Origin of the sequence: Streptomyces gilvosporeus (assembly GCF_002082195.1) — a bacterium.
Lineage (GTDB): Bacteria > Actinomycetota > Actinomycetes > Streptomycetales > Streptomycetaceae > Streptomyces > Streptomyces gilvosporeus.
On sequence record NZ_CP020569.1, the window covers coordinates 6,154,939 to 6,173,518 of the forward strand.

Here is an 18,580-nt window from a genome sequence, read left to right on the forward strand (position 1 = left end):
TCAGCTCCCCTTCCTCTGCCGGCGTTGCCGCCAGTCGGCGCCCCAGCCCTCGGGCCGCACCGGCGTGCCGTCCACCGGCCGCGCCGCCGCCGGACGGTCGGCGTGCGCGTGGTACTCCACCGAAGCCGCGGTCAGCTGCATGAACGCCTCCTCCAGGGAAGCCTGCTGGGGGCTCAGCTCGTGCAGCACCAGCCGGCCGCGGGCGGCGAGCTCACCGAGCCGGGCGGCCGGCACCCCGTCGACCTCCAGCGAACCGTTGCCGACCGCCACCGCATGGATCCCCTCGGCCCCCAGCAGATCCCGCAGCCTCTCCTGCTCCGGGGAGCGCAGCCGGACGTACGAGCGGGAGTTCTCGGCGATGAAATCGGCCATCGAGGTGTCCGCCATCAGACGGCCCTGGCCGATGACGATCAAGTGGTCGGCGGTGAGTGCCATTTCGCTCATCAGGTGCGAGGAGACGAAAACGGTGCGCCCCTGGGACGCCAGATCCTTCATCAGATGGCGGATCCAGTGAATGCCCTCGGGGTCGAGGCCGTTGACCGGTTCGTCGAAGAGCAGCACCTGCGGATCGCCGAGCAGTGCCGCGGCGATGCCCAGCCGCTGCCCCATGCCGAGCGAGAAACCCTTGGTGCGCTTCCTGGCCACCGAGGTCAGGCCGACGGTGTCCAGCACCTCGGCGACCCGGGCGCGCGGGATGCCGTTGCTCTGCGCCAGGCACAGCAGATGGTGGTAGGCGCTGCGGCCGCCGTGCGTGGCCTTGGCGTCCAGCAGCGCGCCGACATATGTCAGCGGATCCCTCAGCTGCCGGTAGTGCCTGCCGTCGATACGGACCGTGCCCTCGGTCGGATTGTCCAGATCGAGCATCATCCGCATGGTCGTCGACTTGCCCGCGCCGTTGGGACCGAGGAAGCCGGTGACGATGCCGGGGCGCACCGTGCACGTCAGATGGTCGACCGCCACCTTCTCGCCGTAGTGCTTGGTCAGCCCGTCCAGCTCGATCATGTACAGCACGCTAAGGGCGCCCCCGGGCCCCCGCCACCGCGCCGCGCGGGCCACGCGCGTCCGCGCCCCCGCACCGCCACAGCGGCGGTACGAGGGCGCGGAGGGGGACCGGGAACCCGTCAGCGGGACTGCTGGGCGGGCACGCCGCGGGAGATCTCGTCCTCGCCGGGCGCGCCGGCCGCGGCCACCGCCGCACCGGTCAGCGTCGCCAGCATCTCGCGGACGTTGGTCAGCTGCGCGTTGATGGAGTCGCGGCGGTTGGTCAGCGCCGCCAGCTCGCGCTCCGATTCGCTGCGGATCCGGTCGGCCTTGGCGTTGGCGTCGGCGACGATGTCCTCGGCCTGGCGCTGCGCGGTCTCCACCGTCTGGCGGGCCCGGCGCTCGGCGTCCGTCCGCAGCTTCTCGGCCTCCAGGCGCAGCTGCTCGGCGCGGTGCTCGATCTCGGCCAAACGCTTCTCCGCCTTGGCCTGACGCGAGGCCAGATCCCGCTCGGACTGCTCCCGGCGCTTGGCGAGGTTCGTCTCGAAATCGGCGGCGGCCTGCGCGGCCTTGGCGCGGGTCTCCTCGAAGAGGGAGTCGGCCTCCTCGCGCTTGGACTGGGCGTCCTTCTGCGCCTCGGCCCGCAGCGTGGCGGCCTCGCCCTTGGCCTTCTCGACGATCCGGGCGCCCTCGTCCTCGGCCTTCGCCTTGCGCTCCACGGCGAACTGCTCGGCGTCGTTACGGACCTGCTGGGCGGCCGACTCGGCCAGCTCACGGTGCTGCTCGGCGGCCCGGCGGGCCTCCTCACGCAGGTCCTTGGCCTCCTCCTCGGCGAGGCGGAGGATCTTCTCGACGCGCGCACCGAGACCTGCATAGGACGGTTCGGCGTCATTGACCTGAGCCTGGGCGTTCTGCGTCTCGAGGTGCAGCTCCTCGATGCGCTTTTCCAGCGACGTGATACGGGCCAGTGCGCTGTCGCGGTCGGCGACGAGCTTGCTGATGCGGTCGTCCACCTGACCGCGGTCGTACCCACGTCGCACGAGCTCGAAGCCGTAGGGGGAGGATGTGTCGCTCATGGGGTTCCTGTCGAAAGAGACCGGTGGAGGTGATAAGGGGAATCCTAGGGGGCTTAACGGCGTGTCATCGAGTCATTGCGCGTTTGAAGTGGAGAATGACCCCTCATTTGAGTGGCTACCCTTCAGACTGCTTGCCACTCGAACGAGTTGCGCCGGCTCCCGCTCCCGCCTTGACGCCCCCTTTGCCCTCCCCGCCGCCGGCGGGCGACTCAAAGGACTCCAGGGCCTCCAAAACGTCCTGAACCCGGGAGATTTCGGCGTTGATGTCCTCGCGCCGGCGCACCAGGACCTCCAGCTCGCGCTTGCCCTCCTCCACGATCCGGCCGGCCTCCGCCTCCGCCTCGCTGCGCATCCGCTCGGCGTTGCGTACCGCTTCGGCCTTTTTGTTCTCGGCCTCCTTGATGAGCCCCTCGGCCTTCTTGACCGCCGCGATCCGCACCTTGCTCGCCTCGCTGCCCGCGTCCGACAGCAGGCGGTCGGCTTTCTCCCTGGCCTCCACCTGCTGCGCGGTGGCCTGCGCGATCAGCTTGTCGACCCGCTCGCCGGCGTTCTTCATCGCCTCCGCCGACTCCCGGCGGGCCCGCTCGTGCAGCTCCTCGACCTCGGACTCGACACGCGTGCGCAGCTCCTCGGCGCGCTCCCGTATGGCGGTGGCGTCCCGGCGGGCCTCCTCCAGCAGCGTGTTGGCGTCCGTACGGGCCTTCTCCACCCGCGCATTGCCCTCCGCCGTCGCCTCCGTGACGAGCCGGTCGGCCTCCTTGCGGGCCGCGCCGACCATCGTGTCGGCCTGCTCCTCCGCGGACGTGGCCGTCTTGAGCGCCTCCTCCTGCGCCTTGGCGATGAGCTGGTCGGCCTGCTCGGCGGCGTCCCCGCGGCGCTTGGCGGCGTCCTTGCGGGCCTCGTCCAGCAGCCGGTCGGCCTCCTGCTGCGCCTCGGTGCGCAGCCGCTCCGCCTCGGCGTCCGCGTCCTCCCTGACCTTGGCGGACTCGCTGCGGGTGCGGTTGGCGTGCTCCTGCGCGGCGGTGACGGTCTCGGCCGCCTCCGTCCGCAGCCGGTCCGCCTCGACGGTGGCCGCGGCCAGCATCTGGTCGGCCTGCTCGCGGGCCTCGGCCAGGGTGCCGTCCGCCGCCCGCTCGGCACCGGCGACGGTCTCCGCCGCCTCGGTGCGCAGCCGCTCGGCCTCCGTACCGGCCTCCGAGATCAGCTCGTCGGCCTGCTGCGCGGCGTCCGAACGGGTCTTGTTGGCCGCCGTGCGCGCCTCGTCGCCCGTCCGCTCCGCGTCCGCCCGCGCCTTCTCCAGCACCTCGGCCGCCTCGGTGCGCAGCCGCTCCGCGGTTCCCGACGCCTCGGTGAGGGCGGCGTGCGCCTGCTGCTCGGCCTCCGCCCGCAGCCGGTCGGCCTCCTGCCGGGCCTCCTGGACCATGCGGTCGGCGTCGTCCTGCGCCGAGGACGTCAGCTCGGTGGCCTCGGTGACGATCCGTTCGGCCTCCGTACGGGCCTCGGTGATCAGCGCATCGGCCTGCCCGGCGGCGTCCGACCGCATCCGGTTGGCGTCCTCGCGCGCCTCCGCACGGGCACGCGCCGCGTCCTGCTCGCCCGCCGCCAGCGCATCGGACGCCTCGGTGCGCAGCTGCTGCGCCCGCGCTCCGGCGTCCGCGATCAGCTTCTCGGCCTGCGCGGTCGCCTCCGACACCAGCCGGTCGGCCTGCTCGGCGGCCTCCGCCCGCGCCGCGTTGGCGGCGCGCCGCGCCTCGTCCAGAACGCCGGCCGCCTCGTCGCGCAGCCGGTCGCCCTCCTCGGCGGCCTCCGCCACCGTCCGCTCCGCCAGCGACCTGGCCGCCTCCGAGGCCGCCTGCGCCTCGCTGCGCAGCCGCGACGCGTCCTGCGAGGCCCGCTCGCGCTCGTCGTAGGCGTCCGTGCGGACCCGGTCGGCCTCCTCCTGCGCTTCGGTCTTCGTCCGCTGCGCGGCATGCTCGGCCGCCGACCGCAGCCCGGCGATCTCCTCCTCGGCCTGCTCGTGCAGACCCGCGACCGCATCGCGCACCTGCTGCGCGGTCTGCTCGGCCGCCGCGACCAGCTCGGCCGCCCGCCGGTCGGCCTCCTCGACCAGCCGCTCGGCCTCCGCCTGCGCCTCGCTCACCCGTGTACGGGCCGACGCCAGCAGCTCCTCGGACTGCTCGCGCGCCGCCGTGCGCTCCTGGTGGGCCTCCTCGCGGGCCTCGCCCAGCAGCTGCTCGGCCTCCCGGCGCCGCCGCGCGGCCTCCTCCTGGGCCTCGGCCAGCGCCTGCGCCGCCTCGGTACCCGTACGCTCCGCGGCCGCCGCGGCCTCCGCGCGCACCCGGTCCGCGGTCTCCTGCGCCTCCGCCCTGAGCCGCTCGGCCTCGGCCGCCGCCTCGCCGCGCAGCCGTACGGCCGCCGCCTCCGCCTCCGAACGGGCCGCCGACGCATCCGCGGCGGCCTCCGTCCGCAGCCGCTCGGCCTCCTCCTCGGCATCCTGCTGGAGCGCGCGCCGCCGGTCGGCGGCCTCCGCCTTGAGCCGGGCCGCCTCCTCCTGGGTCTCGCGGCGCAGCCGCTCCGCCTCGGCGCGCGCCTCGCGCAGCCCCTCCTCGGCGGCGGTGACCTTGCCCTCCGCCTCGTCGCGCAGCCGGTCCAGCTCGGCCTGCGCCTCGGCCCGCTTCTCCTCGGCGGCCCGCTCGGCCTCCGCGCGCAGCTCCTGGGCGCCCGCCTCCGCCGCCGACGTCAGCTCCTCGGCCGCCTGGGTGCCCTCCAGGAGTAGCTGCTCGGCCTCCGTACGGGCCTTCTCCAGCGCCTCCTCGGCCTGCCGGCGCAGCGCCGAGGCCCGCTCGATGGCCTCCGTACGGACCCGCTCGCTCTCCGCGACGGCACCCGAACGGGTCTCCTCCGCATCCGCCTTGGCCTTGCCCAGCAGCTCCTCGGCGGACCCGGCCGCCTCCTCGATCTGCTGGAGCGCCTCCCGGCGGGCCTCGCTGCGGATCCGCTCGCCCTCGGCGACGGCGTCCGCCCGCAGCGTCTCCGCCTCGCCGCGCAGCCGCCGCGCCTCCTCCTGGAGTTCGACGGTCTTGGCGCGGTACTCCTTGGTGTCGTCCTTCGCCGCGCCCTTGAGCTGGGCGGCGATGTCGTGCGCCTCCTCGCGCAGCCGGTCCGCCTCGGACTCGGCGTCCTTGCGCAGCCGTTCGGCCTCCTCGGCCGCGGCCTTGGTGGTCGCCTTGGCGTCCTCGGACGCCTTGGTCAGCACCTCCTCGGCCGACCGCGCCGCCTTCGCCAGCTGTGCCGCGGTGTCCTCCGCCGCCTGGCTCCGCGCGTTCTCGTGTGCCTCGGCGACCAGCCGCTCGGCCTCCGTACGGGCGTCCGCGCGCAGTTGCTCGGCCTCGGCCTTGAGCGTCTCGGCCTCCTTGGTGGCCTCACCGACCAGCCGCGCGATCTCCGCCTTGGCCGTACGGGTGCGCTGCTCGTTCTCCGACTCGGCCGCCGACAGCCGCTTGCCCGCGGTCTGCTGGGCCTCCTCGACCAGCTTCTCGGCCTCGGCGCGTGCCTCGCGCAGCGCCGTGTCCGCCTCCTGGATCCGCGCCTCGGCGGTCCGGGTCAGCTCCGCCGCCGCGCGGCGCGCCTCCTCCGACTCGGTACCGGCCGCCGTCCGCAGCTGCTCGGCCTGATCGGTGGCCTCCTGCGCCTGGTTGGACGCGGCGGTCAGCAGCCGCTCGGCGTCCGTACGCGCCCGGCGCAGGATGGATTCCGCTTCGGCGCGGGCCTCTTGGGCCGACGTCCCCAGCCGCTCCCGCGCCTGCTCGGTCAGCCGCTGCGCCTCGGCCCGCGCGGCCGCCAGCGCCTGATCGGCCTCGGCCCGCGACTCCTCCATGAGCCGGCGCGCCTGGGATTCGGTGCGGGCCCGCAGCTGTTCGGCCCACGCCACGTTCTCGTTGACATGCGACTCGACGGTCTGGCGGCGCTCGTTGAGCTCCTCGTCCAGCCGCTGGCGGCGGGTGACCGCCTCGGCGTGCAGGTCGGCCTCCAGCCGGGCCTGACGCTCGGCCTGCTCCTGGAGCAGCCGCTGGGTCTGCGCCCGCGCCTCGCGCAGCTCCCGCTCCGCGTCCGTGCGCAGCTGGTCCGCCTGGATCTGCGCATTGCGCAGCAGCTGTTCGGCCTGATGACTGACGTTGTCGTAGGCAGGGCGGGTCGCGAGGTTGCGGCGCGCCTCATGCAGCTTGGCGCGCAACACCTCGACCTGGTAGCCGAGGTCGTCGGCGTGCTGGACGGCCTTGTCCCGCTCGGTCTTCAGCCGCTCCATCTCGGCCTCGAACTGCGAGAGGTGGTCGTCAGCCTCGTAGCGGTCGTTGCCCCGCACTGCGCGGTCCCATCCGTCCCCTGGTCATGGTGGCGGCCGACTCCGTCCTGCGGATGCTCGTCCCGTACACGTCACGTCGTACCGGACTCGCGCCCATCGGAGCTGACCCTTCCGAAGAAATGGTGTCAGATCATCGGCAGAGTACGGGCCGGGCCCCACTCCCGTACCCCGGCCGAAGGTGCACTCTACCGGCCGGGGAAGGGGAAGGTCAGTGCTCCGTCGGGGAGGAGGGTGCGGCGGTGACGAGTTCGGTGAGCACTCCGTGACAGTCCTTGGGGTGCAGGAAGGTGATCCGGGACCCCATCGACCCGGTCCGCGGCTCCTCGTAGAGCACCCGCACACCCTTGTCCCGAATGGCCTCGGAGTCGGCGTCCACATCGGCCGTGCCGAAGGCGATGTGGTGCACGCCCTCACCGTTCTTCTTCAGCCACTTTCCCACCGCGGAATCCTCCCGCGTCGGCTCCAGGAGCTGGAGATACGAGGCTCCGCCGTCGGAGGTGTCGTTGATTTTGAGCATCGCCTCGCGGACGCCCTGCTCTTCGTTGACCTCGGAGTGGAACACCTCGAACCCGTACGTGGCACGGTAGAACTCGACAGTCTTGTCGAGGTCGAAACAGGCGATCCCGATGTGATCGATTCGCGTCAGCATGGCTCCAGTGCACCGCTCGCACGGCTGGTTACGCAACGTGCCAGCCATCACACCCGCTTCCCGGTGACCCCGGGCGTACCGCTCAGTACATTGACGGGAACCCTCGTTAACTTCCCTGCAAAGGAAGGCCGGATCGCATGTCTGCAACCAACGGCACCACCTCCGTCATCGTGGCGGGAGCACGCACCCCCATGGGCCGGCTCCTGGGTTCCCTGCGCACCTTCTCCGGCGCCGACCTGGGCGGCTTCGCCATCAAGGCCGCCCTGGACCGGGCCGGTATCGGTGGTGACCAGGTGCAGTACGTGATCATGGGCCAGGTCCTCCAGGCCGGCGCGGGTCAGATCCCCGCCCGCCAGGCCGCCGTCAAGGCCGGCATCCCGATGAACGTCCCCGCGCTCACCGTCAACAAGGTCTGCCTCTCCGGTCTGGACGCCATCGCCCTGGCCGACCAGCTCATTCGCGCCGGCGAATTCGATGTGATCGTCGCCGGCGGCCAGGAGTCGATGACCAACGCCCCGCATCTGCTGCCCAAGTCCCGCGAGGGCTACAAGTACGGCGCGGTCGAGATGCTCGACGCGATGGCCCACGACGGTCTGACCGACTCCTTCGAGGGCATCGCCATGGGCGAGTCCACCGAGAAGCACAACACCCGCCTGGGCATCGCCCGCCCCGAGCAGGACGAGGTCGCCGCCCGCTCCCACCAGCGGGCCGCCGCCGCCCAGAAGAACGGCCTGTTCGCCGCCGAGATCACCCCGGTCGAGATCCCGCAGCGCAAGGGCGACCCGGTCCTGTTCAGCGAGGACGAGGGCATCCGCGGCGAGACCACCGCCGAATCCCTCGGCAAGCTGCGCCCGGCCTTCGCCAAGGACGGCACGATCACCGCCGGCACCTCCTCGCAGATCTCCGACGGCGCGGCCGCCGTGGTCGTGATGAGCAAGGCCAAGGCCCAGGAGCTGGGCCTGGAGTGGATCGCGGAGATCGGCGCGCACGGCAACGTCGCCGGCCCCGACAACTCCCTCCAGTCGCAGCCGTCCAACGCGATCGACCACGCCCTGAAGAAGGAGGGCCTGGCCGTCGAGGATCTTGACCTGATCGAGATCAACGAGGCGTTCGCGGCGGTCGCCGTGCAGTCAATGAAGGACCTGGGGGTATCCCCGGAAAAGGTGAATGTCAACGGCGGGGCGATTGCCCTCGGCCACCCGATCGGCATGTCCGGCGCCCGTATCGTGCTCCACCTCGCGCTGGAGCTGCGCCGGCGGGGCGGGGGCCTGGGCGCCGCCGCGCTGTGCGGTGGCGGCGGTCAGGGCGATGCGCTGATCATCCGCGTACCGGGCAACAACTCGGGCAAGTAACCGCGCAACAGGTACGCGAGCGAGCCGAAGGAGACGGGCAGCGATGGTGGACGTCCCGCAGCTGGTGGAGCAGGCCCGCGAGGGCCGGCCGAGGGCGGTGGCCCGGCTGATCTCCCTCGTGGAGGGGGCGGCCCCGGAGCTGCGCGAGGTGATGGCGGCGCTCGCGCCGCTCACCGGAAACGCCTATGTGGTCGGGCTGACCGGCTCACCCGGCGTCGGGAAGTCCACCACCACCTCCGCCCTGGTGACGGCCTACCGCAAGGCGGGCAAACGGGTCGGGGTGCTCGCCGTCGACCCGTCCTCGCCGTTCTCCGGTGGGGCGCTGCTCGGCGACCGCGTCCGGATGTCGGAGCACGCCTCCGACCCCGGCGTCTACATCCGTTCCATGGCCACCCGCGGCCATCTGGGCGGCCTGGCCTGGGCGGCGCCGCAGGCGATCCGTGTCCTGGACGCGGCCGGCTGCGACATCGTCCTCGTCGAGACGGTCGGCGTCGGGCAGTCCGAGGTGGAGATCGCCGCGCAGGCCGATACGAGCGTGGTGCTGCTCGCGCCCGGTATGGGCGACGGGATCCAGGCCGCGAAGGCGGGCATTCTGGAGATCGGCGACGTCTACGTCGTCAACAAGGCCGACCGGGACGGAGCGGACGCCACCGCCCGCGAGCTCAACCACATGCTCGGCCTGGGCGAATCGCGGGCGCCGGGCGACTGGCGTCCGCCGATCGTCAAGACGGTCGCGGCGCGGTCCGAGGGCGTCGACGAGGTGGTCGAGGCCCTGGAGAAGCACCGCGCGTGGATGGAGGAGCACGGCGTCCTGTCCGCCCGGCGCCGGGCCCGCGCCGCACGGGAGGTCGAGACGATCGCCGTCACGGCGCTGCGCGAGCGGATCGGCGACCTGAGCGGGGACCGCCGGCTGGACGCGCTGGCCGAGCGCATCGTCGTCGGCGAGACCGACCCCTATCGGGCGGCGGACGAGCTGGTGGAGGGGTTGACGAACGGGGGCTGAGCCCGTTTCGGGCCGGTTCGGGGCCGAGTACGGCTCCGGGGTCGGGGCGGGGCCGGTGGCCGGCGAAGTGTGCGCCGCCCGCGGTCAGTTGGTCCGTATGACGGCCCCGGCCCGCCCCCGGTGGCGGTGCCTCACAGCCCCCCGCGGTGCGCGCGCAGATGCTCGGCCACCGGGGCCAGCGACGCCCGCAGCGCCTCGAGGTTCTCGGCGGAGAACAGGTCGATGAAGTGCCGGCGCACCGAGGCGACGTGGTGCGGGGCGACCCGGCGCATGGTGTCCCAGCCCTCGTCGGTCAGCACCGCGTACAGGCCCCGGCGGTCCGACTCGCAGCTCTCGCGGCGCACCAGACCGGCGTTCTCCATCCGGGTGATCTGATGGGAGAGCCGGCTCTTGGACTGGAGGGTGGCGGTCGCCAGGTCACTCATCCGCAGCCGGTGGTCTTCGGCCTCGGAGAGGTTGACGAGGATCTCGTAGTCGTTGTTGGTGAGGCCGAACGGCTGGAGATCGCGTTCCAGCTGGTGCATCAGCAGCCGGCTGACGTCCAGATGCGTACGCCAGGCACGCTGCTCCTGGTCGGTCAGCCAGGGGGTGTCGTCGGTCGTCTCGGTCGTCATGGAGGAATTCTATCCGTAAAAGTTGAATACTGAATTAAGTTGCAGGGCTGAGCCGGGTGTGCGCTGAGCCGCGGCGGGTGCCCGCCGGCCCCCACGCCGGCCGGTGAGACGCCGGCGTGACCTCGGGTGATGGGTCAGGCGTTCGAGGTCACGGTCCGCAGACTACCGCTCACAGCCCGAAGCGGCGCTGGAGCCCCCCGAGGCCACCGGGCAACTGGGGCAATTGTGAGCCACTTTGCGCCGCCTGCCCGGCACCGCCCGGAACGCCCGCCTCGTCCGGCACCGCGCCCGTCTCCAGCTCCGGCATCAGGACCTCCGTCGACTGGAGCAGGACCGTCCCGGCCCCCACGAACTCGAACTGGTGCTCCTCGCCGGAGACCCCGCCGATCCCGGTGTGCGCCCGCAGCCCGCCGAGGAATCCCCGCAGGTACCGATGGTCGTAGTGATGGCACGGCGAGGGGCAGTCGGCCCAGCCGACCAGCGCCTGCGGGTCCACCCGGATGGGCGGCTCGACGAACACCACCGGACCGTTGGAGGCCGCCACGAACTTCCCCGTACCGATCAGCGTGAGAAAGCCGGGAATGATCGACTGCTTCAGCGACAGAGATGGCTGAAAGGCGAGCAGATTGCCGGAACGAATGGTGAGGTTGCCGTCCTCCAGGTCGTAGGAATTGACGTCGAAGGCGCGGTCGGCGAGCAGCATCTTGCCGCGGCCCTCGGCGACGACCCAGTCCGCGGCGTGCAGCGGCGAATGGAAACTGCCCGCGATCAGCCGGTCGAGCCGGCCGTGCCCGATGCCGTGGAAGTCGATCTGCCCGTAATAGGCGATCATCTTCCCCTTCTGGAGGAACCACTGGCCGTCCAGCGCCACGCTGAAGGCGTACGGATTGACGTTGTCGTCGGCCGGCAGCGACTGGACGTCGTGGATGACGGGACCGGTCACAGCTTTTCCTCCGACGCCTGGACGTAGACGGTGCCCTGGCCCGACAGCTCCAGCTGGAAGGCCTCTCCCGAGCCGCGGCCGACGAATTCGCGCCAGCCGAGCGCCGCGGACAGTTTGTTGCGGATCTCGCCGCGGTGCGCCACGTACGCCTGCGGATCGACATGGACCGGGCGCTGCGGGGTGACCGGCAGCTCGATCACCCCGCCGTGTGCCATCACCGCCGCCGAGCCGTGGCCCCTGAGCGTGGTGGTGAACAGGCCCTGCCCGGTGACCTGACCCCGCACCATGCCCATCACGCCGCCCTGCGAGCCCATGAACATCGTGCCCTGCTCCAGCGAACCGTCGAAGGCCAGCAGCCGGTCGGCCTCGACGTACAGCGTCTCGCCCGTCAGATCGACGGCATGGACGTGATGGCCGCCGTGGCCGAACATCACCGTGCCACTGCCCTCCACCGTCATCAGCGGCGTCGCCTCGCCCGCGATCCGCCGCCCGATCATCGAGCCGATACCGCCCTGTCCGCCCTGGATGTTCGGCGTGAAGGACACCTCGCCCCGGTAGGCGAGCATCGCCCCGCGCTGGCTGAACATCCGCTGCCCGGGGGCGATCCGGGCCTCCACCATGCGGGAGTTGAGCGCCGTGAACGGCATCAGACCTCACCCCCGACGGTGTTGCGCTCGCTGGGCTGGACGTACACCAGGCCCTCCCCCTCGAACCGGATCTGGAACGCCTCGCCCGAGCCCTCACCCAGGAACGTCCGGAAGTTCACCCCGGACTGGAAGTGCTGCTTGAGGTGCCCGGTGTGCGCGATATACGCCCCGGGGTCCACCTGGAGCGGATACTGCTTGGTCACCCGCAGCACCACGGCCGGCCCGTCCGACGTGAGCGCCGCCTGGCCGTGGCCCTCGACCGTGGTGGTGAACAGGCCGTTGCCCTGGGAGGCGCCGCGCAGCCCGGTGAAGGTGGTGCCGGTGCGCAGCGCGGCATCCGTGCACAGCAGATTGCTGGCCTCGACATAGAGCTTCTCGCCGGTCAGCCGCACCAGGTTGATCTCGCTCGCGCGGTCCGCGAAGTAGCAGGTGCCGTGCCCCTTCACCTCCATCACGGTCATCTGCTCGCCGGTCAGCCGACGGGTGACCATGCCGCGCAGTCCGTCGCCGCCCCCGGTCATCTTCTTGAACGACATCTGGCCGTCGTACGCGACCATCGCACCGTTTTTCGCCTTGACGGCGTCGCCCGTCATATCGACGGCGAGCACCTTGCTCCCCTGGAGCCGAAACTGAGCCACGGATCAGACCGTAGTCCGCCCGCACCGCACACGGCAGGCCCTTATGGCCGCGAGGGAGCGATCTGTCCGGGTCCGCGGTGCTGTGTGGCGTCGGAGCCGGGCTTGCCGGACCCGCCCGCGGTGATCGTCCGGGTGGCTGTCACAATGGACCGGCGCTTGTGAACTCTTGCACAAGCCGTTTGCCGCCTTGGCCCGCCGCACTGACGAGGTTCCCGTGGACATCAAGACCGCCGCCGCCCTGCACCGACTGCGCCTGGCATCCATCCCGGAAGCCATCTCCTTCCCGGCGCTGCTGATCTTCGGTACCGGATTCCGTCTGGCCTTCGGCTACGACGCCCTCGTGATGCCGCTCGGCCTGATCCACGGCGTGCTGTTCATCACCTACGTGGTGCTGCTGCTCGACCTGTGGAACCGCACCAAGTGGCCCTTCAAGCGCGTGGCCTTCTTCTTCGTCCTCGCGATCGTGCCGTTCGGCGGGCTGTACGGGGACCGGGTGCTGCGGCGCGAGGAGGAGGCCGGGGTGATCGCGGCGCGGGCCCGTAAGGAAGGTGTCGTCAACGCATGATCGTCGCCTTTTCCGTCAGCCCGCTGGGTGTCGGCGAGGACGTCGGCGCCTATGTGGCCGACGCGGTCCGGGTCGTCCGTGAGTCGGGCCTGCCCAACCGTACGGACGCCATGTTCACCTCCGTCGAGGGGGAATGGGACGAGGTCATGGACGTCGTCAAGCGCGCCGTCGCCGCCGTCGAGGCCCGCTGCGGACGGGTCTCGCTGGTGCTGAAGGCCGATATCCGCCCGGGCGTCACGGACGGTCTGACCTCGAAGGTCGAGACGGTGGAGCGGTATCTGACGCAGGAGGGCTGACCGTCCGCTGCGCCCGTCCGCTGCGCTTTGCCTGAGCCGACGTTTTGGCTTTCTCGCCGTTGCGCCTGCGGCGGGCTGGGGTTGTGTGTCGGCCGCGGTGCCGCCCCTGCGGACTTCGTCCTCCGGTGCGGCCCCTCCCGACGGTGGGGGAGGGAAAGGCCGGTGGTCCGCCCCCACCGTCTTTTCCCACCCCAACGGGGAGGTGCCGGGCCGTAGCGGCGGAGCCGTGTAGGGCCGGTGCCGCTGCCGGACAGCCCCGCGCCAGCGGCAACGCCCGCCGCAGGCGAAACGGCGAGAGCACACCGCGGCGCCGCAGACAAAAACGTGGGGCCCAGGCAAAGCGCAGCGGATCGGTGGACCGAAAAATGAGACAAGGCTGCCCACGATATGACCGACCGGTAGGGTCGGAGGCGTGCCGAAGCCGCTCAGCCTTGCCTTTGACCCCATCGCGCGTGCCGACGAGTTGTGGCGGCAGCGATGGGGCGCCGTGCCCTCGATGGCCGCGATCACCTCGATCATGCGGGCCCAGCAGATCCTGTTGTCCGAGGTGGACGCGGTGGTCAAGCCGTACGGCCTGACCTTCGCGCGGTATGAGGCGCTGGTGCTGCTGACCTTCTCCAAGGCCGGTGAGCTGCCGATGTCCAAGATCGGCGAGCGGCTGATGGTGCATCCGACCTCGGTGACCAACACCGTCGACCGCCTGGTGAAATCGGGCCTGGTGGCCAAGCGGCCCAACCCCAACGACGGCCGCGGCACCCTCGCCTCCATCACCGAGAAGGGCCGCAAGGTGTGCGATGCGGCCACCCACGACCTGATGGCGATGGACTTCGGGCTCGGTGCGTACGACGCTGAGGAGTGCGCCGAGATCTTCGCGATGCTGCGCCCGCTGCGGGTGGCCGCGGAGGACTTCACGGAGGGGGAGGGCGAGGAGTAGCGGGGCCGCGCCGGGGCGGGGGGTGGCGAAGATCGCCCCGGAACGGGCCGTTACGCTCGGGGCATGAAGCGAAGCGTCCTGACCCGATACCGGCTGATGGCCTACATCACCGCCGTGATGCTCCTCGTGCTCTGCACCTGCATGATCTTCAAGTACGGCTTCGGGATGGGCAAGGACCTCACCCTCGTCGTCGCCCAGGTCCACGGTGTGCTCTACATCATCTACCTGATCTTCGCGTTCGACCTCGGCTCCAAGGCCAGGTGGCCGTTCGGCAAGCTGCTGTGGGTGCTGGTCTCGGGGACGATCCCGACGGCCGCCTTCTTCGTCGAGCGCAAGGTCGTCCGCGAGGTCGAGCCGCTGCTCGCCGAGGCCGCGCCGCAGCCGGTCAAGGCCTGAGTCCGGCCGCCTCACGCTTCCGCGCCCGTCCGACGCGCCCGCCCCTGTGGGGGACGGGCGCGTGTGCGTTGCGTAGTCACATACACACTCTCGGAGACTCCCCGTCCGCTCCCATCGACAATTACTAGGACGTCCTAGTAAATTCGAAGGTATGGACGCTCACGCGATCGATGAGGGCCGCCGCCGCTGGCAGGCCCGGTACGACTCCGCACGGAAGCGGGATGCGGACTTCAGCACGCTCTCCGGCGATCCGGTCGAGCCGGTCTACGGCCCCCGGCCCGGCGACAGCGTCGAAGGCTTCGAGCGGATCGGCTGGCCCGGTGAGTACCCCTTCACCCGCGGGCTGTACCCGACCGGCTACCGCGGCCGTACGTGGACGATCCGCCAGTTCGCCGGCTTCGGCAACGCCGAGCAGACCAACGAGCGCTACAAGATGATCCTCAAGGCGGGCGGCGGCGGCCTGTCCGTCGCCTTCGACATGCCGACGCTGATGGGGCGGGACTCCGACGACCCGCGCTCGCTCGGCGAGGTCGGCCACTGCGGGGTCGCCATCGACTCCGCCGCCGATATGGAGGTCCTCTTCAAGGACATCCCGCTGGGCGAGGTCACCACGTCCATGACGATCTCCGGGCCGGCCGTCCCCGTCTTCTGCATGTACCTGGTGGCGGCCGAGCGGCAGGGCGTGGACCCGTCGGTCCTCAACGGCACGCTCCAGACCGACATCTTCAAGGAGTACATCGCGCAGAAGGAGTGGCTCTTCCAGCCCGAGCCCCATCTGCGGCTGATCGGCGACCTGATGGAGCACTGTGCGCGCGACATCCCCGCGTACAAACCGCTCTCGGTCTCCGGCTACCACATCCGCGAGGCGGGGGCGACGGCCGCGCAGGAGCTGGCGTACACCCTCGCGGACGGGTTCGGCTATGTGGAGCTGGGGCTGTCGCGCGGGCTCGACGTCGATGTCTTCGCGCCGGGGCTCAGCTTCTTCTTCGATGCGCATGTCGACTTCTTCGAGGAGATCGCCAAGTTCCGCGCCGCGCGCCGGATCTGGGCCCGTTGGATGAAGGAGGTGTACGGCGCGACGACGGACAAGGCGCAGTGGCTGCGGTTCCACACGCAGACCGCGGGTGTCTCGCTGACCGCGCAGCAGCCGTACAACAACGTCGTCCGCACGGCCGTCGAGGCCCTCGCGGCGGTGCTCGGCGGGACCAACTCGCTGCACACCAACGCGCTGGACGAGACCCTCGCACTGCCCTCCGAGCAGGCCGCGGAGATCGCGCTGCGCACGCAGCAGGTGCTGATGGAGGAGACCGGGGTCGCCAATGTGGCCGATCCGCTGGGCGGTTCGTGGTTCGTCGAGCAGCTGACGGACCGGATCGAGGCCGACGCCGAGAAGATCTTCGACCGGATCAAGGAACGCGGCGCCCGGGCGGTGCCGGACGGCCGGCATCCGATCGGCCCGATCACCTCCGGCATTCTGCGCGGCATCGAGGACGGCTGGTTCACCGGCGAGATCGCCGAATCCGCCTTCCGCTACCAGCAGGCGCTGGAGAAGGGCGACAAGAGGGTCGTCGGCGTCAACTGCCACGACGGCTCGGTCACCGGCGACCTGGAGATCCTGCGGGTCAGCCACGAGGTCGAGCGCGAGCAGGTGCGCGTCCTGGCGGACCGCAAGGCGGCCCGCGACGACGCCCGGGTGCGCTCCGCCCTGGACGGCATGCTGGCCGCCGCCCGCGACGGCGGCAACATGATCGAGCCGATGCTGGACGCGGTCCGCGCGGAGGCCACCCTGGGCGAGATCTGCGGGGTGCTGCGGGACGAGTGGGGCGTGTACACGGAGCCGGCCGGGTTCTGACCGGGGCCCGGCCTGGGGCTGGCCGGGGTCCGGCTCGGTTCTGGCCGGGTTCTGAAGCGCCCCGGTGCGCGTCACGGCTGCGCCACCGGCACCCGCAGCCGGAACAGCGCCCCGCCCCCCGGCGCCCGTTCCGCGGTGAGTTCGGCGTCGTGGGCGCGGGCGATCTGGCGGGCCATGGCCAGGCCCAGCCCGGAGCCGGGCAGCGCGCGGGCCGCCTCGGCGCGGTAGAAGCGGTCGAAGACATGGGGGAGGTCCTCGGCGGCGATCCCGGGCCCGTGGTCCCGTACGGTCAGGTCCAACGCGCCCGAGGCCAGGGCGAGTTCGGTGTCGACGGAGGCGCCCGGCGGGGAGAACTTCGCGGCGTTGTCGAGCAGGTTGGACAGCAGCCGGACGAGGCGGGGCGGGACGCCGGGGACGGTCACGGCGGCCGCGGCCGGGTCGATGCGGGCGGAGAAGACGATCCCCGGCCAGTGCTCGCGGGCCGTGTCGACGGCGTGTTCCAGGAGGGCGGCCGGGCGCACCTGCTCCACCAGGGGCTGCGGTTCCTCGTCGCGGGCGAGTTCGATCAGGTCGTTGACCAGAGTGGTGACCTCGCGCAGCTGACGGGCCAGCGCCCCGGCGGCGCGGTCGCGCTGGGCGTCGGTCAGCCGGTCGGCGCGGGCCAGCAGCTCGGCGTTCGTGCGCAGGGCGGTCAGCGGGGTCCGCAGCTCGTGGGAGGCGTCGGCGACCAGGCGGCGCTGGGCGGTGACGGACTGCTCCAGCGCGGTGAGCATGGTGTTGAAGGTGGCGGCGAGGCGGGTGACCTCGTCCTCGCGAGCCGGGGGTCCGGCCGGGAGCTCGATGCGGTGGCGCGGGTCGCGGGTGGCGGCGATGCGTTCGGCGGTGGCGGTCAGGCGGGCGACCGGGGCCAGGCCGGTACGGGACACGCCGTAACCGAGCGCGGCGGCCAGCAGGACACCGGCGGCGCCGACCGTCAGCAGTGCCCCGGCGGCCTGCTGCACACCGCGGTCCACGGTGTCGGAGCGCAGCGCCACCTGGAGCGCCAGACCCTTGCCGGGGTGGCGGGTGGTGTAGATGCGGACCGGGTGGCCGGCGACCGTGAAGCCGCTGTAGTACGCCGCATGGTGCCCGGCCGCGACCGCGCGGGTGGCGTCCTCGACGGGGAGGGCGTAGGGCTGGTGCGGATCCTTCGCCGGGTCGGCGGGGACGATCTGGCGGCACGGCGAGGCCGGGTAGCGGCAGGTCGTGTCGCCCGCCGTCGGCCCCCAGTCGCGGCTCTGCTGGGAGAACTGGGTCGCCGACTGGGCCAGGTTCAGATCCAGTTGGCGGGACATCTGGTAGCGGATGATGACGAAGGCCGCCGCGCAGACGCCGACGGCGACCAGCGCCACGGCGGCGGAGGCGGCCAGCGCCAGCCGGGTACGCAACGGCCGGCGGCGCACCCAGCGCCCGCCGAGCCCGCGCCGGCCCGTCATGCCTCCTCCGCCCGGTCCAGGCGGTAGCCGATGCCGTGGACGGTGTGGACGATCCGGGGCTCGCCGCCCGCCTCCAGCTTGCGCCGCAGATAACCGACGTACACCGCCAGCGAGTTGGAGTCGGGGCCGAAGTCATGGCCCCAGACGCGTTCCAGGATCACCTCGCGCGGCATGATCTGGCCCGGGTGGAGCAGCAGCAGCTCCAGCAGCGCCCATTCGGTGCGGCTGAACTCCAGGGGACGGCCCGCCCGGTGGCCGCTGCGGGTGCGCGGGTCGACCACCAGGTCGCCGAAGGTGAGGGTGCCGTCGTCGGCCACGGGGGCGGCGGCCCGGCGCAGCAGGGCCCGCAGCCGGGCGAGGAGTTCGTCCAGCGCGAAGGGCTTGACCAGATAGTCGTCGGCGCCGGCATCCAGGCCGTCGACGCGTTCGCTGACCGAATCCAGCGCGGTCAGGACGAGGATGGGCGTACGGTCGTCCAGCGCGCGCAGCCGGCGGCAGACGGCCAGCCCGTCCAGGACCGGCATCATGACGTCCAGGACGAGGGCGTCGGGCTGCCAGGCGGCGACCTCGGACAGCGCCGCCAGGCCGTCGGCGGCGCCGCGCACCTCGTAGCCTTCGACGGCGAGTCCGTCCTCGACGGCGGCACGCACCTCCGGCTCGTCGTCGACGACGAGGATCCTGGGCGCGGGGGACGGGAGCGCCGGGGACCGGGGCGCGGGGGACTGGGGCGTGGGCGGCATGGACACAGGCTGTCAAACACCTCTCTTAGAAGCTTCTTAGGGCACGTCGCGAGCGT

17 protein-coding genes are annotated in these 18,580 nt (G+C 71.9%); 7 read left to right on the plus strand and 10 right to left on the minus strand.

Annotated features, from left to right (window positions below; all coding sequences use genetic code 11):
- The 4 genes from B1H19_RS27645 to mce all read right to left on the minus strand — a co-directional run bounded on the left by B1H19_RS27645 (position 1) and on the right by mce (position 7,069).
- Positions 1 to 1,002, minus strand: a complete 1,002-nt coding sequence (locus B1H19_RS27645) for an ATP-binding cassette domain-containing protein (RefSeq protein ID WP_083109911.1) — start codon at positions 1,000 to 1,002, stop codon at positions 1 to 3.
- Positions 1,003 to 1,121: 119 nt separating this feature from the next.
- On the minus strand, positions 1,122 to 2,057 hold the full coding sequence (locus B1H19_RS27650) for a coiled-coil domain-containing protein (RefSeq protein WP_030065569.1): 936 nt from the start codon (positions 2,055 to 2,057) through the stop codon (positions 1,122 to 1,124).
- A gap of 115 nt (positions 2,058 to 2,172) precedes the next feature.
- Positions 2,173 to 6,420 carry a polarized growth protein Scy gene (gene scy / locus B1H19_RS27655; protein ID WP_083107447.1) on the minus strand — a complete coding sequence of 1,416 codons (4,248 nt, stop codon included), beginning with the start codon at positions 6,418 to 6,420 and terminating at the stop codon, positions 2,173 to 2,175.
- A gap of 208 nt (positions 6,421 to 6,628) precedes the next feature.
- Entirely contained in the window at positions 6,629 to 7,069 is a 441-nt protein-coding gene (gene mce, locus B1H19_RS27660; protein ID WP_083107448.1) for a methylmalonyl-CoA epimerase, read from the minus strand.
- Between the two features lie 137 nt (positions 7,070 to 7,206).
- Here mce and B1H19_RS27665 point away from each other — a divergent pair, with 137 nt between their 5' ends.
- Both B1H19_RS27665 and meaB read left to right on the plus strand, forming a co-directional pair.
- A complete protein-coding gene (locus B1H19_RS27665) occupies positions 7,207 to 8,421 on the plus strand; it encodes an acetyl-CoA C-acetyltransferase (RefSeq protein WP_083107449.1) in 1,215 nt (404 codons plus the stop codon).
- Between the two features lie 43 nt (positions 8,422 to 8,464).
- Complete coding sequence (gene meaB, locus B1H19_RS27670; protein ID WP_083107450.1) at positions 8,465 to 9,424, plus strand: methylmalonyl Co-A mutase-associated GTPase MeaB; 960 nt, start codon at positions 8,465 to 8,467, stop codon at positions 9,422 to 9,424.
- Positions 9,425 to 9,555: 131 nt separating this feature from the next.
- Here the strand turns inward: meaB and B1H19_RS27675 are convergent, their stop codons facing one another.
- The 4 genes from B1H19_RS27675 to B1H19_RS27690 all read right to left on the minus strand — a co-directional run bounded on the left by B1H19_RS27675 (position 9,556) and on the right by B1H19_RS27690 (position 12,266).
- Complete coding sequence (locus B1H19_RS27675; protein WP_083107451.1) at positions 9,556 to 10,038, minus strand: MarR family winged helix-turn-helix transcriptional regulator; 483 nt, start codon at positions 10,036 to 10,038, stop codon at positions 9,556 to 9,558.
- Positions 10,039 to 10,207: 169 nt separating this feature from the next.
- A complete protein-coding gene (locus B1H19_RS27680) occupies positions 10,208 to 10,981 on the minus strand; it encodes an AIM24 family protein (RefSeq protein ID WP_083107452.1) in 774 nt (257 codons plus the stop codon).
- Positions 10,978 to 11,628, minus strand: coding sequence for an AIM24 family protein (locus tag B1H19_RS27685; protein WP_083107453.1), 651 nt, complete (start codon positions 11,626 to 11,628; stop codon positions 10,978 to 10,980). Before B1H19_RS27685 ends, B1H19_RS27680 begins: the two co-directional genes overlap by 4 nt.
- Positions 11,628 to 12,266 carry an AIM24 family protein gene (locus B1H19_RS27690; RefSeq protein WP_083107454.1) on the minus strand — a complete coding sequence of 213 codons (639 nt, stop codon included), beginning with the start codon at positions 12,264 to 12,266 and terminating at the stop codon, positions 11,628 to 11,630. Before B1H19_RS27690 ends, B1H19_RS27685 begins: the two co-directional genes overlap by 1 nt.
- A gap of 214 nt (positions 12,267 to 12,480) precedes the next feature.
- Here B1H19_RS27690 and B1H19_RS27695 point away from each other — a divergent pair, with 214 nt between their 5' ends.
- From B1H19_RS27695 to B1H19_RS27715, 5 genes are all read left to right on the plus strand, one after another.
- Entirely contained in the window at positions 12,481 to 12,831 is a 351-nt protein-coding gene (locus tag B1H19_RS27695) for a DUF3817 domain-containing protein (RefSeq protein ID WP_083107455.1), read from the plus strand.
- Positions 12,828 to 13,127 (plus strand): MTH1187 family thiamine-binding protein, encoded by a 300-nt coding sequence (locus B1H19_RS27700; protein WP_083107456.1) that lies wholly within the window; start codon positions 12,828 to 12,830, stop codon positions 13,125 to 13,127. The genes B1H19_RS27695 and B1H19_RS27700 overlap by 4 nt, the downstream gene beginning before the upstream one ends.
- Positions 13,128 to 13,539: 412 nt before the next feature.
- Positions 13,540 to 14,061 carry a MarR family winged helix-turn-helix transcriptional regulator gene (locus B1H19_RS27705; protein WP_083107457.1) on the plus strand — a complete coding sequence of 174 codons (522 nt, stop codon included), beginning with the start codon at positions 13,540 to 13,542 and terminating at the stop codon, positions 14,059 to 14,061.
- A 63-nt stretch (positions 14,062 to 14,124) separates the two neighbouring features.
- A complete protein-coding gene (locus B1H19_RS27710; RefSeq protein ID WP_083107458.1) occupies positions 14,125 to 14,457 on the plus strand; it encodes a DUF3817 domain-containing protein in 333 nt (110 codons plus the stop codon).
- A gap of 151 nt (positions 14,458 to 14,608) precedes the next feature.
- On the plus strand, positions 14,609 to 16,309 hold the full coding sequence (locus B1H19_RS27715; RefSeq protein WP_083107459.1) for an acyl-CoA mutase large subunit family protein: 1,701 nt from the start codon (positions 14,609 to 14,611) through the stop codon (positions 16,307 to 16,309).
- A gap of 71 nt (positions 16,310 to 16,380) precedes the next feature.
- On the opposite strand, the gene B1H19_RS27720 is transcribed toward B1H19_RS27715, so the two are convergent.
- Both B1H19_RS27720 and B1H19_RS27725 read right to left on the minus strand, forming a co-directional pair.
- Complete coding sequence (locus B1H19_RS27720) at positions 16,381 to 17,784, minus strand: sensor histidine kinase (protein WP_083107460.1); 1,404 nt, start codon at positions 17,782 to 17,784, stop codon at positions 16,381 to 16,383.
- Positions 17,781 to 18,524, minus strand: a complete 744-nt coding sequence (locus B1H19_RS27725) for a response regulator transcription factor (protein WP_083107461.1) — start codon at positions 18,522 to 18,524, stop codon at positions 17,781 to 17,783. The genes B1H19_RS27720 and B1H19_RS27725 overlap by 4 nt, the downstream gene beginning before the upstream one ends.
- Between the last annotated feature and the right edge of the window lie 56 nt (positions 18,525 to 18,580).

Coding starts and splice junctions, on each gene's coding strand:
- B1H19_RS27715 (WP_083107459.1), top strand. CDS start 14,609: ATGGACGCTCACGCGATCGATGAGGGCCGCCGCCGCTGGCAGGCCCGG.
- B1H19_RS27685 (WP_083107453.1), bottom strand. CDS start 11,628: ATGCCGTTCACGGCGCTCAACTCCCGCATGGTGGAGGCCCGGATCGCC.
- meaB (WP_083107450.1), top strand. CDS start 8,465: ATGGTGGACGTCCCGCAGCTGGTGGAGCAGGCCCGCGAGGGCCGGCCG.
- B1H19_RS27675 (WP_083107451.1), bottom strand. CDS start 10,038: ATGACGACCGAGACGACCGACGACACCCCCTGGCTGACCGACCAGGAG.
- B1H19_RS27720 (WP_083107460.1), bottom strand. CDS start 17,784: ATGACGGGCCGGCGCGGGCTCGGCGGGCGCTGGGTGCGCCGCCGGCCG.
- B1H19_RS27665 (WP_083107449.1), top strand. CDS start 7,207: ATGTCTGCAACCAACGGCACCACCTCCGTCATCGTGGCGGGAGCACGC.
- B1H19_RS27650 (WP_030065569.1), bottom strand. CDS start 2,057: ATGAGCGACACATCCTCCCCCTACGGCTTCGAGCTCGTGCGACGTGGG.
- B1H19_RS27710 (WP_083107458.1), top strand. CDS start 14,125: ATGAAGCGAAGCGTCCTGACCCGATACCGGCTGATGGCCTACATCACC.
- B1H19_RS27645 (WP_083109911.1), bottom strand. CDS start 1,002: ATGATCGAGCTGGACGGGCTGACCAAGCACTACGGCGAGAAGGTGGCG.
- mce (WP_083107448.1), bottom strand. CDS start 7,069: ATGCTGACGCGAATCGATCACATCGGGATCGCCTGTTTCGACCTCGAC.
- B1H19_RS27700 (WP_083107456.1), top strand. CDS start 12,828: ATGATCGTCGCCTTTTCCGTCAGCCCGCTGGGTGTCGGCGAGGACGTC.
- B1H19_RS27725 (WP_083107461.1), bottom strand. CDS start 18,524: ATGCCGCCCACGCCCCAGTCCCCCGCGCCCCGGTCCCCGGCGCTCCCG.